The organism is Microbacterium sp. T32, from assembly GCF_001619615.1.
Lineage (GTDB): Bacteria > Actinomycetota > Actinomycetes > Actinomycetales > Microbacteriaceae > Microbacterium.
Genome location: NZ_LQQP01000020.1, coordinates 73,930 through 88,325, shown reverse-complemented (window position 1 = coordinate 88,325; position 14,396 = coordinate 73,930). Strand labels below are relative to the sequence as shown.

The window sequence follows — 14,396 nt, the reverse complement described above, 5'->3', positions numbered from 1 at the left end:
GCTTGGGGTGCGGCTGGGCTCCGCATGTTGCTGGGAGCCTGGTGTCCTGATGCGCTGTGTGCGGTGTTCGCATCTCAAGGGAAGGTCCCGCTGTCTGAGGTGCGACGGTGGAGGCCGCGGGCGCCCCTCGGCTGGCTCGAGTGGCTGGATTCCGCGGCCCCACCGCTGGACGTGATTCGCGGGTCGTCGGCGGCCAGCGGTTCGCCAGGAGCGGTGCGTTAGCTGGTCGAGCAGGCCATGTTTCACGTGGAACAACAGGACCGCGCCAGGAGGTGATGCGGTCGGGATTCGCGAGACGACGACGACGACACTCAGGTTCGGTGTGCATCGCGAGCCGAACCGGCCAATGAGCCCGCTCACGCCTTGGTGGATGGGGACGGGACATCTCGTCGTACCGCGCTTCGGTCTGACGTCGGCTGGCTGCAGCCTCACGGCCGCGCGTACTCCGCTGTGACCCGAGGGGCACGCTGTGGGCGGAAGAGGAGGGCGCAGCATGTGCGCCACTCCCCCAGCCCCGCCAACGGCCGCGTCCCGTTCACCGGGGATGGGGACGCTGACGCCACCAGTGCCGTGGTGAGTGGGTCGCGGCGTCCGGTTGATCGTGAAGCTCGGCCGATTCGAGGAGTCGCCCACGGGGATCGGAAGGCAGACCGGTCAGAAGGACGAGGGACGGGTGGCCGAGCGAGGGTGGACACAGCCCGATCCGGATATGGGAGTCCGACGTCGCGTGCACCTGTGCGGGCATGCTGACCTATGTTCGCAGGAGTAGGCCCAGAACGGCCACCGCGTGTGGATACGGTCGCGCGTACGTCGGACAATTCCGATGGTGGACGGCCCTGAGTACCGGCGTCTCCTTCGGATAGCAGACGGTGGTGAGCGTCGCGTCGGCGTTTGAGGACTGGCGGCTGCAGGTGAGTTCGGGGCAGGCTCCCGAGCCGCACACCCGTCAACATCGGCACCGTTCCACGTGAAGCACGGTTCGGAACGGCCGAAGGGTGCCCTACCACCCTTCTTTAGGACACGTCGCGGAGTTCCAATCGCGACGCGCGCGTCCCGATCGATGGGATCAGCGAAGTCGGCGTCTGGCGGTGCGGCGCCCGGCGCGAGAACCGCGCGGACGCGTCGCTCTCGTGAACGGCGTTCGTGAGCGCGCCTCTTCCTGGGTCGGCGTGCCGACATGTCCCGCCGTGCAGCATTCCGGCGGACCTGGGGGCTGCGACGGCGACCACCGGCTGTGGCTTCTCCGCCGGACCACGCAAGGCCTCAAGGAGCGGGCCGCAACCGCTGTGCGTGGACGCGGATGCGCAGGGATCCCGAGCGGTCCCCCTGTCATGTGGCATGCGGTGGTCAACTCCACGCGGCTACCTAGTCGGCAACAGATTTGTATGGGGCAGGCCCCACCATGGGCGAGCGGTGAGAGGTGCGCAGCTGAAGGGCTGGGCGACGCCCACTCTTGTCGAGGCCTGTCCTGTCGATGCGACCGCTCAATTCCGGGCTCGTGGCCAGTCGCCACCTCATCCTGCAAGAGGGTGTGCCAGCGCAACACCTCGGCGCTGACCCACCGACCGTTTCACGTGAAACATTCACGCCCGATTTGCTGTTCACGGGCATGTGGTGCGTCGAGCGCGTCCCGCGCAGTCCCGAAGAGATCGCTCTCCGCCGCAGTGCGGGAGTGATCCTTCTGCCGTACGTAGGTCGAATGGGGGTGCTCGTCGATCATCGTGCTCCGGAGTAATCCGACCTGCCGCGCAGACCGGCGCTGACGTAGTTGCGGGGTCGCTCTCGACTCGTGCGTGACGTCGGGCTGGCCGCCAGGCGGGGGGCCAGTGCGCCCTGTGCGCCGCACGTGGTTCGTCTCCCCACCCCTCCGGGCCACGCTGCGTCACCATCGGTGCACAGTGTCCGCAGCGCGCAGCGCGCCTCGTCGGTCGGCGCTGCGCGCGTGTCGCGCGTTGGGGAGGCATTCTGGTGCGCGCGTTGGGATTCACCACCAGTGACTGCGCCGACCCGGCACGAAGCTGTCGCCGGGTACGCCGCCTTCATGTTTGGAGGGAGAGGTAGTCGCATTCGTTGACAGAGGGATGTCGCTCGGGAGGCTGTGGCGCGACGCGGGCAGTGTCATCGGAGCGGTCAGTCTGTCGGGCGCCCGCGTGCCCGACGGGCCTGAGCACCGCGGACTCTGAAGCCCGGCGTGCACGACCCCCGATTCCAGATCCCCCGCCGGACGACGGCCGCACGGCGCACGAGTCGGTTCACCCGCGACGACCGTTTCACGTGAAACATCGTCTGGTGCAGGCGTCGGTGGTGCGCCACTACCTCCCATGCGGGGAACCTCGTGATCATCGGGCAGGTTCGGCGAGCGCTCGTATCGTCTGCCTCCCCGGCTGACGAGGAACCTTAGATCTACGACGGGCGCACGGAGCGTGAGAGCACACAAGCTGAGGCAGGCAGATGGCGTATGCGTTGGCGCCTGGTGCGTTGCCCGCTTCGCGTGAGGACTGGGGTGCTGCAGACAGATGTGGCCGGTGGCCGTCGTTACGGAGAAGCTCGCCCCTTGGCGGGCGGCTGAAGCCAGGCGACGAAGCCGCGGTCTTCGCCCCGCCGACCCTCGAGTAACGCCGCAGTGTCCGGCTCCTCACGCGCAGCAACGTCGTCCGACGTCACCCCAAGATCGCAACGGCAGCTGCCTTCCTCCGTACCGTGGCGTTTCACGTGAAACACCCGTGGCGAGGTGTGGCGTGACCGTGGCGTGTGGTGCCGAACATCCGCCAACCCGTCGTCGGGCGACGCTCCAAACAGCGCCATCGTCTCCCGACGTGCTGATCGCGGCCACCCATCATTCCAGCGCGTCTTCCGCCCAACGGGCCAGGCGGAAAGGCGTCAGCATCCTCTGAAGCCTCTCGCGCGTGCTGCGGCTCGAGCTCTCGCTGACACGAGAGCTGTTTCACGTGAAACATCGTCCGTGGTGTCTTGCGAGATCGCGGCACACCGCCCGGTGGTGGCGGTGCACGCGGACACCGACGGGAACCACCCCGGGCCTCGCGCACCGTCGACGGGAATGGGGGGCCGCAAATGGGCACCGGTACGGGGGTACCTCCTCCTCACCACACGGCCCGCATCATGGAACCGACACCGGCAGCATCCATGGCCAGGCGCTCCCCGCGCGGGTGGCAGCGATACCTGAGGCGCGGCCCGCTCGACGTGAAACATCCCGCCACCCACGTGTGTGAGCCCGAAATACCACGGACAGGGGACTGCGCTGCAGCGACAAGAACGGCGCGGACTCCTGCCTGCTACTGCCGGCCGCGAGTGCGGCTATGCCCGGAGGCGCAGGCGCGGTCCCGCGCCGATGATGCTGACACACCTGGCCCGCCGCGACACCGCACGGAAGTGTGGTGCCGCGCGGCTGATGCACACTCCGGGGCTAGTCGCCAGTCCCCGTCGCCCGAGCACCGGGACCGGAGGCCGAACCTGCCGATGCAACAGAGCGCAAAACCACGCATCGGATGCGTCCCGGTCCCTACGCGACCACCGCCACCCCACGTAGACTGAGAACGTTGTCCCCGGAGATGAAGGAGCGCGTTTCACGTGAAACAATCCGGCGAGTCGTCTGGCTCGATTTCCTTCGAGGACTCCCCCATTGCACGTGAGCTCGCGGATCTTTCGGCTCGACGCCGAGCACTGGAGGCTGTCGAGGTGAAGTTGTCGGGACGCACCCGCGTGTTCACTGTGTCGAACCAGAAGGGTGGCGTCGGTAAGACGACGACGGCAGTGAACATCTCTGCCGCCCTCGCCACGCTCGGCGCCAAAGTTCTCGTCATCGATCTCGACCCGCAGGGTAACGCGTCCACCGCTCTGGGTGTCCCCCATAACGCGGACACCGCGAGCATCTACGACGTCCTGATCGATGAGTTCCCCCTGGCCGACATCATTCAGACCAGCCCGGAATCGCCGAACCTCCTCTGTGCGCCGAGCACCATCCACCTCGCCGGTGCCGAGATTGAACTCGTGTCACAGGTCGCGCGAGAGCATCGCCTTCGCGGGGCGCTCCGCGACTACCTCGCGAACGCCGACAACCACCTCGACTTCGTCATCATCGACTGCCCGCCGTCGCTGGGACTCCTGACGATCAACGCCTTCACGGCAGCGGATGAAGTCCTCATCCCGATCCAGTGCGAGTACTACGCGCTCGAGGGTCTGAGCCAGCTCCTCGGCAGCGTGCAGATGATCCAGAAACACCTGAATCCCGGTCTGCATGTCTCGACGATCCTGCTGACGATGTACGACGGTCGGACCCGTCTGGCGCAGCAGGTTGCCGACGAGGTCCGCGAGCACTTCTCCGATGAGGTGCTCAACACAGTGATTCCCCGCTCGGTGCGTGTCTCAGAGGCGCCGAGTTTCGGTCAGACGGTCATCGCTTACGATGGCCAATCAGCGGGCGCGATCGCCTATCGCGAGGCAGCGGTCGAGATCGTCGCACGCGACACCACCACGAAGGAAGACTGATGGCCAAGAGAACCGGACTGGGCCGCGGCATCGGTGCCCTCATCCCCACGGCGGAATCGTCAGAGGCGCGCCCCGTCGACGTCTTCTTCCCCGGCGCAAGCACAGCAACGGAGCCGGCGCCCGCGGCAGGGGCGAAAGACGACGCAGCCGAGGCTGAGCTCGTCAGCGTCCCCGGTGCGCGTCTCGTGCACGTCGATCCCCAGTCGATCGTGCCGAACCCGCGGCAGCCCCGCACCCACTTCGACCCGGAGGACCTCGCCGAGCTGGTCCACTCGGTCCGCGAGTTCGGCGTCCTCCAGCCGGTCGTCGTCCGCGACAAGGGTGACGGCACGTACGAGCTCATCATGGGTGAGCGTCGCACGCGCGCATCGCGCGAGGCGGGGCTGACCTCGATCCCGGCCGTGGTCCGCGAGACGGAGGACGAGTATCTCCTCCGCGACGCCCTCCTCGAGAACCTGCACCGCTCGCAGCTCAACCCCCTCGAAGAGGCGTCGGCCTACCAGCAGCTCCTCGAGGACTTCGGCATCACGCAGGAAGAGCTCGCGACCCGGATCGGCCGGTCGCGGCCCCAGATCAGCAACACGATCCGTCTGCTGAAGCTCCCCGTGCCGGTGCAGCAGCGCGTAGCGGCCGGTGTCCTGAGCGCGGGCCACGCGCGCGCGATCCTGTCGCTCGAAGACCCTCGAGAAATGCAGAAGCTCGCCGACAAGATCGTCAACGAAGACCTGTCCGTGCGCGCCGCCGAGGCGGCCGCGAAGATGCCCGGGGTGGCACCCGTCCGGCAGAAGCCGAAGGCCGGTGGCCGCCGGTCAGGCCTCGACAGCATCGCCGATCGACTCGGCGACAAGTTCGACACCAAGGTCCGCGTCTCCCTCACGGCGAGAAAAGGCCAGATCAGCATAGATTTTGCGACGATCCAGGACCTGAATCGCATCCTCTCTGTCCTGGGTGAAGAGGGTTACACCGGCTGAACGTCGGGGCATTCCTTCCTCGGCATACGCTGGGATCCGCCTCTCGGCGGCTCCCGTGTCGGGGTGCCGACGTAGGCTGGATGGGTGACCGCGAAAGACCAGAGCCCTCGCCGCCGCGCCAGCCTCGAGCTGCTGCGCGCCGAGGCCTCGGACGAACTCGCGGTCCTCATCCACGAGCGACTGCGGGGCGGCGAGGACCCGTGGGAGTTCATGGAAGACCTCCCCAGCGTCGATGAACTCGTCGTCCTGACCCTCCGGGCCGAGAACATCGCAGAGAACGGCGGCCTGCGTCCGAACCGCTCACGCAACTACCGCGTGCTGCGGCAGATCGCGCTGGAGTATCCCCCGCTCACGCGCGCTGTGTGGCGCATCCTGGGCGAAGACGAGCCGCACCGGCGTTGGGACGCCTCGGCGCGTCTCGACGTCTCCTGAGCCGCCCCTGACCCGCGCTTCGCGCGCGGTGGTTCGCGGCATCCATCGACGAAAAAGCCCCCGACATCACGAGGATGCCGGGGGCTTTCGCTGCGAGCGGGCTCAGCCGAGGTAGGCCTGGAGGTCCTTCTCGAGGGCGAACTTCGGCTTGGCGCCGATGATGGTCGTCTTGACCTCGCCACCCTCGAAGACCTTCATCGCGGGGATGGAGGTGATCTGGTACTTCATCGCGAGGTCGGGGTTCTCATCGACGTTGAGCTTCACGATGGTGATCTTGTCGGCGTTCTCGGACTGGATCTCGTCGAGAACGGGGCTGACCATACGACACGGTCCGCACCACTCGGCCCAGAAGTCCACGAGAACGGGGCCCTCGGCCTGCAGGACGTCCTGCTCGAAGGTCGCGCTGGTCGTCACCTTGGCGGTCATGTGCATTTCTCCTTAGATGGAAGCGTTACCGGTGGAAACCCCGGTGAGCGCGGGTTTATTCCTCAGACGACAGCGGGGTCGGGGAGCCCGTCGATGGGGCTCTCGGCGACGGCGGGCTCGCCCGCCTCACCGCGCGCGGCGAGGAAGTGCTCCACGTCGAGCGCGGCCACGGTGCCGCTGCCGGCTGCCGTGACGGCCTGACGGTACGTCGGGTCGATGACGTCACCGGCGGCGAAGACACCCTCGACCGACGTGCGCGACGAGCGACCGTCGACCCAGATCGTGCCCTCGGCGGTGAGCTGCAGCTTGTCGTGCACGAGGTGCGTGCGCGGGTCGTTGCCGATCGCGACGAACAGACCGTCGATGGGGAGGTCGCGCTCGGTGCCGTCGACCGTGGAGCGGAGGCGGATGCCGTTGACGGCGTCCTCACCGAGGATCTCCGCGACCTCGCTGTTCCACACGAACTCGATCTTGGGGTTCGCGAAGGCGCGCTCCTGCATGATCTTCGACGCGCGGAGGGTGTCCTTGCGGTGGACGATGTAGACCTTCGAGGCAAACTTCGTCAGGAAGTTCGCTTCCTCCATGGCCGAGTCGCCGCCGCCGACGACGGCGATGGTCCGCTCGCGGAAGAAGAAGCCGTCACACGTGGCACACCACGAGACGCCACGGCCCGAGAGACGCTCTTCGCCCTCGAGGCCGAGCTTGCGATAAGCGGAGCCGGTCGCGTAGATGATCGACGCGGCCTCGTGCACCTTGCCGCTGCCGAGCGTGACCTTCTTGACCGGGCCGTCGAGTTCGAGCGAGACGACATCGTCGTACAGGACCTCGGCGCCGAAACGCTCGGCCTGGGCCTGCATCTTGGCCATGAGGTCGGGTCCGAGGATGCCATCGGGGAAGCCCGGGAAGTTCTCGACGTCCGTGGTGGTCATGAGGTCGCCACCGGCTTCGACGGAGCTCGCGACGACGAGGGGTTCGAGGTTGGCTCGGGCGGCATAGATCGCGGCCGTGTAACCGGCCGGGCCCGACCCGATGATGATGACGTGACGCACGGTAGCGCGTTCCCTTCGTTGATTCCGTCGGATGAAACCCATGGTAGCCCCGCAATATTCCGCGGGCCGGGGGCTAGCGCCGGGGCAGGAAGCGCCGGCCGAGAGCGAGCGCCGGCGCGAGTTCGGGGGCTCGGAAGACCGCCAGGATGCCGATGTACACGGCGAGCACGACGAGCCCCACGATCGCGGCTCCGGCGGCGCCCGCCACGGAACTGCTCGTCGTCCACCCGTCGAAGCCGCCGAGGAGCAGCAGGACGCCGAAACCGGCGGCGGCGGCGGGCAGCGCGGCGAGGGCGAACTTCCCGAGCGCGAGGAGCCACGCGGCCGTGTCGATCCCGGACAAGCGTCGGTGCAGCAGAACGGTGGCGACGAGCACCTGCACGATGCTCGCGATCGACTGCGTCAGCGCGACCCCGGCGGCGAGGTCCTCCCGCGGGAGGACCTCGCCCGCGAGGACCGCTCCCCCGGCGACCAGGACGCACTGCAGGAGCGTGAAGAAGAACGGCGTCCGGGTGTCGTTGTACGCGTAGAACGTGCGCTGCACGACGAACAGCACGGCCAGGGGCACCAGGCACAGGAGGAAGCAGAGCAGCACGGGGGCTGCGGCGACGGCCTGCACCGGACCGTTGGTGAAGATCCGGGTCGCGGGGACCGCGGCCACGGCCAGGGCCGCGGTGGCGGCGACGATGAAGAAACCGAGGGTGCGGATGCTGCGTGAGATGTCGGCCTTGACCTCGTCGTGGCGTCCGGCGGCCGCGTGCTCGCTGAGCTGCGTGAAGTACGGCGTTCCGATCGACAGCACGATGATGGAGTACGGCAGCATGAACAGCAGCCACGCGTTCTGCGACGCGAAGATCGCCGGATCCTCCCCCGAGGCGCCGGAGAGGACGTTCGACTGCACGATGCCGGCCAACTGCCCCGCGACGACCATGAGGAACGTCCACCCGGCGAGGCGCCCGATGTGGCGCAGGCCCACGCCCTTCCACTGGAAGTCGGGGCGCAGGGCGAGGCCCGCGCGGCGCCAGAAGAACAGGAGCACGACGGTCTGGACGACGATGCCCAGGGTCGCCGTCCCGGCGAGGATCGCGATCATCCCCGGGGTCCAGGCATCCACTCGGGTCTGAGGACCCCCGAAGACCAGGATGAAGGCGCCGAAGCCGAGGATCGAGACGACGTTGTTGACGATCGGCGCCCACGTGTACGGACCGAAGACGCGGCGGGCGTTGAGGATCTCGCCGAGGAGCGCGTAGAGACCGTAGAAGAAGATCTGCGGCAGGCACCAGTACGCGAATGCCGTAGAAAGGGCGAGCTGATCGGGCGTGAACTTGCTCGCGTAGACCTGGACCAGAAGGGGTGCGCAGATGATCGCCAGGGCCGTCGCGCCGAGGAGCCCGACGGTGCCGAGCGTGAAGAGCTTCGAGATGAACGCTTGACCGCCGTCCGCGTGCGCGGCGGCCTTCACGATCTGCGGGACCACGACCGCGGTGAGCAGACCCGTGGAGATGATCGCGTAGATGTTGTTGGGCAGTTGGTTGGCGACGGCGAACGCGTCGCCCGTGGCCAAGGATCCGATCGCGGCGACCAGCACGATCGTGCGGACGAGACCGCTCACGCGGGAGACGATCGTCCCCGCGCCGATGAGCACGCTGGCCCGGCCGATACTGCTCACGCGGGGTTCTCCTGATCGTCGTGCGGGTCGGGGGTCGGGGAATCGGCGATGGCCGCTGACGAGGCGGTGGCCGCCCGGGTGCGTCGGCGGCGCGCGATCGTCCGCAGCACTCCGACGCCCAGGAACACCACGACGAGCACGATGATCGCGATGAGCCCGATGCTCTCCCACTCGGCGCGCACCTCGACCTGCACGCTCTGGCGCGCACCGATCGGCTCGCCCGTGGGGCTGAAGAGCTGCATCGCGACGACGACCTCGCCGTTCGCGACACGCGCCTGGACCGGGACCTCGAGACGCGTGTTGGCCGACGCCTGGGCCTCCACGGAGGTGTTCGCCTGCACGCGGAGCCGCACGTCGTTCGTCTGTGCCCGCAGGACCACGCTGATCGGCCAGGGCAGATCGTTCCGCACCCACGGGCGTAGCGGCGCGCTCGAGCTCACCAGGCGGAAGTCGGACGAAAGGATGCCGACGGAGTCGAGCGTCTTCTGCGTCGCGGCGCGGTGGTCGGCGACGGCCGTGCGGGCGGCATCCCCCGTCCAGGCGACGTTGAGCACCTGCAGCACTTCGGCGCGCTCGCGTCCCGTCAGCAATTCGGGCTGAGCGAGGATCGTCGCGAAGCGGTCGATCTCGTCCTCGTCCGAGGTCAGGTCGGTCACGTCGGCGGCGCGCGAGGCATCCGCGCTCGGGTCGCCCAGGGTGACCGCGGTGGCGGGGGTGTTGGCCACCGCTGCGAGCGTCGAGGGGATGTATCCGGGAGCGGATGCCACAGCGCCCAGGACCGCGCGGAGGCTGACGCGCGAGCGATCCGTGCCACGGTCGAGCACGGCGAGCACGGGACGGTCGGATGTTCCGGTCCGGGCGAAAGCGAGGTGACCCGAGGCGGCGGCGAGGGACGCGCCGCGACGGGCCGTGTCGTTCTCACCGGCCGCGGCGGTGAGGGCGCTCGAGACCTCGGCGTCGTACACGGGCGTCGAGACCCCGTCGACGGCGGAGCTCGCGGTCGAGGGCCGAGCGGAGAGATTGCTGGATGCCACGAGCACGCGGGCGGGGGCGTCCGGGGTGCCCGTCGCGCCGAGCGCTGCCACGACGGAACCGTCGACCGAATCGGTGGCGGGCCAGAAGACGTTCTGGTCTGCGGGTCCGATGTCGAGCAGGGTCGCCAGGGCGGGGAAGGACGGTTGGCCGGGGGCGGCGGTCGGGCTGGGGCTGGGCGTGGACAGGGCGGCCGGCGCGGGGGTCGTGAAATTGGCGGCCGACAGGTAGGTCTGCAGGGAGGTCGGGGCCAGCGGGGTGGTCAGGCCCGCGCGGATCTGCGCCGACAGGTCGGCGTCACCGAACTGCAGAGCGAACCGGTCGTTCGGCAGGGCGAGCAGGCGCTGCAGCCACGCGACCGCCGTCGGAGGCGCCGAGGACCCCAAGGCGCGGATCGCGGCGGGGATCGCCGGGTCGACCGCGAGCGTCGCGGCGGAGCCGTCGACGGCATCCAATTGGGCGGACAGGGGCCCGTCGACCGCCGTGAGGTCGGCCAGCTCGCTTGCGGTCAGCAGACCCTTCGTCCGCGGGGCCGCGGTGATGGGGACGACGACCGCGAGCGGGGTGAGGGCTCCGTCGGCGGGGATCACGACGACCGTCGGGGCCTTGAGCGAAGCTCCCCCGGCGGTCTGCGCCAGCACCGGGTACACCCCGGGGGCGCGGCCGGCGAGGGCGGGATCGGTGCCCGGCACCGTGAACGACACCGACGTCTGTGCCGAGGGGGCTGTGGCATCCAGGGTCCCGATCGCGATCTGCTGGAGCGTCACGCCGGATGCGTCACCGCTCAGCCACCGCGTGAGAGCGGCGTCGTCGGCGAGGGGCGTCGAACCGATCGACAGGGTGGCGGAGGCGGAGGGAATCGACGATGTGCCGGGGTTCGTGAGCGTCGTGAGCACGGCGAACGTCTCGCCCGGACGCAGGATGCCATTGGCAGCCGGGGCTGCGGCGAGCGTCGGCGGCGTCGCGCTGGCGGAGGGGCTCGGGGCGGGTGTTTCCGCGACCGCGGCGGCCGGAGCGGCGAGACCGATCGCGAGAGCGGCCGCGGCGAGGGTCGCCAGCAACCGGCGCGTGAGGGGGCGCCGCGGCACGGGTGAGCCCGAGGGCAGTGAGGTCACGGTCATACGAGCATCGGTCGGGCCAGGCGGCCTCGCACCGCTAGGAGTCTAGGCCCGCACACCTCGGAGCCCCCCGATAGCCTCGCGCGAACGGTTGAATGGAGGGGTGCTCCCCGAACCCGACCCGATCCTGTGCCGCGCGCTCGCCGACGACCTCCGTTCCGCGGGGTTCTCGGGTGCGGCGCTGCGCGATGCCTGGGGCGTCCAGGCCGACGATGCCGTCCCGCGCGGTGTGCGGCGTCCGGCGGAGCGTGCGCTCGGCGACCGCCGCGATGCTCTCGCGGTGCTCGGGCGGCTGTGGGTCCTCGGCGCCGCGGTGGCGCGCGAGGACGCGGCGGCGGCCCTGCCGCGACTCGGGCTCGACGGCGCCGAGCGCTTGGGTCTCGTCACGGTCACGGGCGACCGGGTGGCGCCTGCGGTTCTCCTCCGGCCGCAGCCGTTCGCCGACGCCGACGGCGAGGTCGAGTGGTGGATCGCGAGCGACCTCGACGAGGCGGCGCTCGGCGGTCCGCTCCCCGAGGACCATGTGCTCGGTGTCGGCGGCGCCTCGCAGACCCTCGCGAAGCTGCAGCTCACGTGGCGCGGCGGGACGGCGCTCGATCTCGGCACGGGGTGCGGCATCCAGGCCCTGCGTCTCCGGCGGCTCGTCTCGCGCGTCGTCGCGACCGATATTTCGGAGCGCGCGCTGCGCTTCACGCGGCTCAATGCGCTGCTGAACGGCGTCGACGGGATCGAGACGCGGCTCGGCTCGCTGTTCGCGCCGGTGGCCGGCGAGACGTTCGACCGGGTGGCATCCAATCCCCCGTTCGTGATCACGCCGCGCGTCGCCGGGGTTCCAGCGTACGAATACCGCGACGGCGGGCTCGAGGGCGATGCGCTGGTGGCATCCGTGATCGCCGGAGTCGGCGCGCACCTCGAACCGGGCGGCGTCGCGCAGTCCCTGGGCAACTGGGAGTATCGCGACGGCGAGTCGGGCCTCGACCGGGTGCGCGGGTGGGTGGATCCGTCGCTCGACGCCTGGGTCGTCGAGCGGGAGGTGCTCGATCCGCTCGCCTACGCCGAGCTGTGGGTGCGCGACGGCGGGACCGTGCCCGGCACCCCCGCGTACGCCCGGCTCATCGACGCGTGGCTCGACGACTTCGCCCGCCGCGGCGTGACCGGCGTCGGCTTCGGGTACGTGCTGCTGCGGCGTCCGCTCGCGGGGGCGCCGACGCTCGCGCGCTACGAGCGTGTGGCGGGCGGCGGCGAATCCGGATTCGGCCCGCACCTCGCGGCGTGCCTCGAGAACCACGACCGCGCCGCTCTCCTGGACGACGAGGGGCTGGCATCCGCGGTCCTGGGGGTCGCGCCGGACGTGACCGAGGCCCGGCACCACCGGCCCGGCGAGGAGTCGCCGTCGGTGATCGAGCTGCGGCAGGGCGGTGGTTTCGCCCGCACGATCGAGGTCGACTCCGCGGTCGCCGCCCTCGTGGGCGCGTCGGACGGCGACCTGCCCGTCGGCGCGCTGATCGACGCGATCGCTCAACTCCTGGACGTGGATGCCGAGGAGCTCCGCGCCGACGTCCTCCCGCGCGTGCGCGAGCTCATCGTGACGGGGTTCCTCACGTTCGCGGATGCGTGAGGGGTGCCGCGGCGGGTTCAGTGGCCAGGACACGCGGATGAGTCGGCGCGCGGTCCGCGTGTTGTGGACACTGAACGGGAGACGGTGCCGGCGCGCCCACCCCGACCCCGGCGCGTCGGTGGCCCCGGCTAGGCTCGAAGCATGCTGAACATGGCCGACGGTGTCGCGCGCCTCGGCGAGCTCGCCGAGCATCCCGTGGTCGCGACGCTGGCGCGCGTCTTCGCCGACGCGGGGCGCGATCTCGCGATCGTCGGCGGTCCCGTGCGCGATGCGTTGCTGGGTCGCACGACCCACGATTTCGACTTCACGACCGACGCGCGCCCCGACGAGATCCTCGCGCTGGTGAAGCCCGTGTCGTCGGTGCAGTGGGACGTCGGCCGTGCTTTCGGCACGATCGGCGCCAAGGTCCAGGGCGAGCAGGTCGAGATCACGACCTACCGCGCCGACAGCTACGACGGCGTGACCCGCAAACCGACCGTCGAGTTCGGCGACACGCTCGAGGCCGACCTCACGCGCCGCGACTTCACGGTGAATGCCATGGCGCTGCGGGTCCACGCGCGCACGCTCGTCGACCCGACCGGCGGCGTGGAGGATCTCCTCGCGCAGCGACTCCGCACGCCCATCGATCCCGCGGTGAGCTTCGGAGACGACCCGCTGCGCATGCTCCGCGCGGCCCGGTTCGCGTCGCAGCTCGAGTTCACGGTCGACCCCGAGACCCTGGATGCCATCGCCGAACTCCGCGGCACGCTCGAGATCGTGAGTCCCGAGCGCGTGCAGGCCGAGCTCGTTCGGCTGCTCCAGACCGATGACCCGGGGCGTGGCATCCGGGTCCTGGTCGAGACGGGCCTCATGGAGGAGTTCCTGCCCGAGATCCCGGCGCTGCGGCTCGAGGTCGACGAACACCACCACCACAAGGACGTCTACGAGCACTCGCTGACGGTGCTGCGCCAGGCGATCGAGCTCGAGCACCAGCGGCATCCCGGATCCGCGCCCGACGTGCCGCTGCGCCTGGCCGCGCTGCTGCACGACATCGGCAAGCCCGCGACCCGCCGCCTCGAGCCCGGCGGCGGGGTGACCTTCCATCACCACGACGTCAAGGGTGCGCGGATGGCGCGTAAGCGGCTCCAGGCCCTGCGCTTCGACGCGGCGACCACGACCGTGGTGTCGCGTCTCGTCGAGCTGCACCTGCGGTTCTTCGGCTACGCCGAGGGCGCCTGGACGGATGCCGCGGTCCGCCGCTATGTCCGCGACGCGGGCGACGAACTGGAGCGTCTGCACATCCTCACGCGGGCGGACGTGACCACGCGCAACAAGCGGAAGGCCCAGCGCCTGGCATCCGCCTACGACGACATCGAGGCCCGGATCGTCGCGTTGCGCGAGCAGGAGGAGATCGACTCCATCCGTCCCGAGCTCGACGGCAACCGTATCCAGGAGGTGCTGGGGCTGAAGCCCGGCCGCGAGGTCGGCGAGGCGTACCGTTTCCTGCTCGACCTGCGCCTCGACGAGGGGGTGCTCGGCGAGGACGAGGCCGAGAAGCGCCTGCGCGACTGGTGGGCCGCGCGGGGCTGAGCCGCC

General features: G+C 69.8%; 9 protein-coding genes. 5 read left to right on the top strand and 4 right to left on the bottom strand.

Annotation, left to right across the window (positions count from 1 at the left end; all coding sequences use genetic code 11):
• Positions 1-3,588: 3,588 nt before the first annotated feature.
• The 3 genes from AVW09_RS11975 to AVW09_RS11965 all read left to right on the top strand — a co-directional run bounded on the left by AVW09_RS11975 (position 3,589) and on the right by AVW09_RS11965 (position 5,909).
• Positions 3,589-4,506 (top strand): ParA family protein, encoded by a 918-nt coding sequence (locus AVW09_RS11975; protein WP_063258286.1) that lies wholly within the window; start codon positions 3,589-3,591, stop codon positions 4,504-4,506.
• Complete coding sequence (locus tag AVW09_RS11970) at positions 4,506-5,477, top strand: ParB/RepB/Spo0J family partition protein (RefSeq protein WP_063258285.1); 972 nt, start codon at positions 4,506-4,508, stop codon at positions 5,475-5,477. Before AVW09_RS11975 ends, AVW09_RS11970 begins: the two co-directional genes overlap by 1 nt.
• A gap of 84 nt (positions 5,478-5,561) precedes the next feature.
• On the top strand, positions 5,562-5,909 hold the full coding sequence (locus tag AVW09_RS11965; RefSeq protein WP_063258284.1) for a hypothetical protein: 348 nt from the start codon (positions 5,562-5,564) through the stop codon (positions 5,907-5,909).
• A 102-nt stretch (positions 5,910-6,011) separates the two neighbouring features.
• Here AVW09_RS11965 and trxA read toward each other — a convergent pair whose 3' ends face one another.
• From trxA to AVW09_RS11945, 4 genes are all read right to left on the bottom strand, one after another.
• A complete protein-coding gene (trxA, locus tag AVW09_RS11960; protein ID WP_026095978.1) occupies positions 6,012-6,335 on the bottom strand; it encodes a thioredoxin in 324 nt (107 codons plus the stop codon).
• 62 nt (positions 6,336-6,397) lie between these two features.
• Complete coding sequence (trxB, locus tag AVW09_RS11955) at positions 6,398-7,384, bottom strand: thioredoxin-disulfide reductase (protein ID WP_197462626.1); 987 nt, start codon at positions 7,382-7,384, stop codon at positions 6,398-6,400.
• A 73-nt stretch (positions 7,385-7,457) separates the two neighbouring features.
• The gene (murJ, locus tag AVW09_RS11950) at positions 7,458-9,053 is read right to left on the bottom strand and encodes a murein biosynthesis integral membrane protein MurJ (RefSeq protein ID WP_063258282.1); all 1,596 of its coding nucleotides are present in this window, start codon (positions 9,051-9,053) and stop codon (positions 7,458-7,460) included.
• Complete coding sequence (locus tag AVW09_RS11945) at positions 9,050-11,206, bottom strand: DUF6049 family protein (RefSeq protein WP_082822948.1); 2,157 nt, start codon at positions 11,204-11,206, stop codon at positions 9,050-9,052. Before AVW09_RS11945 ends, murJ begins: the two co-directional genes overlap by 4 nt.
• A 100-nt stretch (positions 11,207-11,306) precedes the next feature.
• Here AVW09_RS11945 and AVW09_RS11940 point away from each other — a divergent pair, with 100 nt between their 5' ends.
• On the top strand, positions 11,307-12,821 hold the full coding sequence (locus AVW09_RS11940; RefSeq protein ID WP_063258281.1) for a DUF7059 domain-containing protein: 1,515 nt from the start codon (positions 11,307-11,309) through the stop codon (positions 12,819-12,821).
• Between the two features lie 141 nt (positions 12,822-12,962).
• Entirely contained in the window at positions 12,963-14,390 is a 1,428-nt protein-coding gene (locus AVW09_RS11935; RefSeq protein WP_063258280.1) for a CCA tRNA nucleotidyltransferase, read from the top strand.
• The last annotated feature ends 6 nt before the right edge of the window (positions 14,391-14,396 follow it).

Coding starts and splice junctions, on each gene's coding strand:
- AVW09_RS11970 (WP_063258285.1), top strand. CDS start 4,506: ATGGCCAAGAGAACCGGACTGGGCCGCGGCATCGGTGCCCTCATCCCC.
- trxA (WP_026095978.1), bottom strand. CDS start 6,335: ATGACCGCCAAGGTGACGACCAGCGCGACCTTCGAGCAGGACGTCCTG.
- AVW09_RS11945 (WP_082822948.1), bottom strand. CDS start 11,206: ATGACCGTGACCTCACTGCCCTCGGGCTCACCCGTGCCGCGGCGCCCC.
- AVW09_RS11935 (WP_063258280.1), top strand. CDS start 12,963: ATGCTGAACATGGCCGACGGTGTCGCGCGCCTCGGCGAGCTCGCCGAG.